This window comes from Bacillus sp. NPDC060175, assembly GCF_042728695.1.
Classification (GTDB): Bacteria; Bacillota; Bacilli; order Bacillales; family Bacillaceae_G; genus Bacillus_A.
In genome coordinates, this window is sequence record NZ_JBHWYR010000178.1 from 1 (window position 1) to 2,610 (window position 2,610).

2 protein-coding genes and 1 pseudogene are annotated in these 2,610 nt (G+C 37.0%); 1 reads left to right on the plus strand and 2 read right to left on the minus strand.

Features of this window, described 5'->3' with window-relative positions; all coding sequences use genetic code 11:
• Positions 1 to 590: 590 nt before the first annotated feature.
• Both ACFWDE_RS30315 and ACFWDE_RS30320 read right to left on the minus strand, forming a co-directional pair.
• Entirely contained in the window at positions 591 to 1,436 is an 846-nt protein-coding gene (locus tag ACFWDE_RS30315) for a DUF2785 domain-containing protein (RefSeq protein ID WP_377896373.1), read from the minus strand.
• Entirely contained in the window at positions 1,433 to 2,191 is a 759-nt protein-coding gene (locus tag ACFWDE_RS30320) for an alpha/beta fold hydrolase (RefSeq protein WP_377896374.1), read from the minus strand. The genes ACFWDE_RS30315 and ACFWDE_RS30320 overlap by 4 nt, the downstream gene beginning before the upstream one ends.
• A gap of 349 nt (positions 2,192 to 2,540) precedes the next feature.
• Between ACFWDE_RS30320 and ACFWDE_RS30325 the strand changes: the two are divergent.
• Positions 2,541 to 2,610 (plus strand): annotated as a pseudogene (locus tag ACFWDE_RS30325) (IS6 family transposase); the annotation flags it as partial.

The window sequence follows — 2,610 nt, forward strand, 5'->3', positions numbered from 1 at the left end:
CTCCAATAATATATATTTATTTATTTAAGTATAAATATATCTTAATTATTTATTAAACTAAAATACTTCATTACTTCAATAAGAAAAAAACGGAATTCTTCTTTATTGAAATAAGATATTTCGATCATCTTTTTACAAACGGTTGAACTTTTTTCAAAGCGGTACGACTTTTTTATTTTATTTAGAACCAAGAAATAGGTATTTAGCATATGTATATCAATAATAATTATATAATGTTACACATTGTATAGACGAAAAAGAAGAGGATAGATAAAGCAGAAAGTATATGCCTTATCTATCCTTTTTTGTACTACATATGACCTCATTTACTACAACAACATTTTTAGACCTTATTGAACTAACGCATGCGTTAGTTCAATAAGCATTTTTTCACAATCTTTACAGAAATGCTGCCCTTTAGTTCAATGAGAAAAAACTGCCTTAATTGCAGCCCTTGCCTCTCCTTTTGTGCGTGGTGGGTGGTACTTCCATTTTACCAATGGATGGTTTTTTTTGTTTTTCTTGACATAAAAAGGGGCAAAATCCCTCAGCCAATTTTCCATGACTTTTGGGACGGCCCCTCTAACCCTTTAACTGAAAGAAAACCTGTTCAATATTGCCTCAGTACCAAGTATGACAGTGTTAAGCTCATTCCCTCGGCTATCTTGTCCCCTTCTGAAATAGAGACTGCGTAAAAAATTCTTGCTGTTCACGCGAGCAATCATTTGACTGCGACTTCTCGGAAAATTATAGCATTGCGCTAAGCCGCTAATCCAATCAGCGATTTCTTGATGTGGAAGTAACTCTTTGTCAATCATCGTATCCACGATGTTTACCAACCGCTCATCATCCTCATCGCTAAAAATGTGTCTACCATTATGAAGCATGCCAGAAATAGCGACAAGAACCTCACGCAGCATTGCGACGCTGCTCTCCTCGCACTGAACCAGCTCGACAAAAACATCCGCACCGTGAGACGCGCTGTGAGCCCAGCCTCCTACTGAAAGGTAACCTCGCAGATCCTTCTCCTCTTTATAATAACGGAACATTGCATGCATTAATTGCTCAATTTCCGCTTGATTGAAAAATGGATTCTGTCTGTGGCGTTGCACAATCAAAGCGATAGGCAAGGCAGAGAACGTCCTTGTAAAAACTGACTGATCATCCTCGCTGCCAATTCTATAGAACAAATGGTTCTCATCAGTCAGAACAGTTAAGAGGCTGCGCAACTCCTCTCCACTGAACCTATTCTCTTCCTTAATCCACATATAAAACATCGGATAAATCAGGTTATCCCGTAATTCTGGCTGAGGATCGCCAATATATTGAAGTAACAAAGGTAAGAAATCTTGATGCTGCTCACCTTCGCGTAACTGATACTCATCCTTCTCAATTCTTTGCAAATCCATCATGAATTTCAATCTTATATCGCTCATTTTCCTATCTCCTTCAACATTAACATAATCTCCTCTATAACAATTTCTGGCTCATCATGTTGAATATAATGTCCACTTCGACTAGCAATCCGGTACTTGCTTGACGTTGACAGCCATTGGAATTCTGCTTGGAGTCTTTGCTCAATTTCCAATATTTCTTGAGATGGCCATCCCTCTTCACCATTGTCAGGTAAACCTCTTGTAATAATTGCGAGAGGGAGGTTACTTTGATTTGAATGATCAACGATTTGCTTATAGCTTTGTATTTTATCAATCTTCTCACTATTCAACATAGGATTCTCGTAATATTCCCTATTTCCTGCAAGCAGATTTTCGGGTAGAACCTTTTCATAGGCAAGTTCTTTATATTCCGGTGCAGCGTCAACCAAAACCATACCACAGATGTTCAGTGGATAAAGGCTGGCATATAATCTAGCGACCAAACCACCAAAAGAATGTCCCACCAATATATAGGGCTTCTCCACTTCAAGCGCTAGCAACAATTCGTTGAGCTCCTCGACTAGATCATAGCAAGTCGTCGGGACGGATGCGACTTGACTCCTGCCAATACCCGACCTGTTATAGGAAAAGGTTGATGTTTTTTGCGATATTCGGTCTTGGACTTTTTTCCATGTCTCATAGCTATCTCCTAACCCTGCTATGAAGATTACGCTTGGAATACTGTTACGTGAATATTTATTTAATAGTCTGCGGTTATCACAGATATCAATTATCTTTTTATTTTGTATAGTCACTTTTAATCACCCAGTTCAATTATAAGCTGCACACTATCAATATTACCATAATAATTTGATTATTATATATTTTGTGAACTTTTCCGTTTTTTATTTTGTAACTTCAGCTGAAACCACTCCAAAAGAAATCTGTAGAATACCAATTGATAATTTGCTTACTTCCAAGTTTTTTGTCGTTTTAAACATTTCACACTGAATCGCCGAAATCTACTTGATGTTCTGTACATAAAAATAAACTATCGAAATGATGGTCTTGTTGGTTCTGGTGCAAAAACTTCAAAATATCTAAAAAAAGTCTTTCAGACTTGGACATACTGATACTATTACTCTAAAAAAGGATGTGATTGGTATGGAAAAGCAAAATCTATTCAAGTGGAAACATTATCAACCGGATATTATTTTATTAACCGTGAGATGGT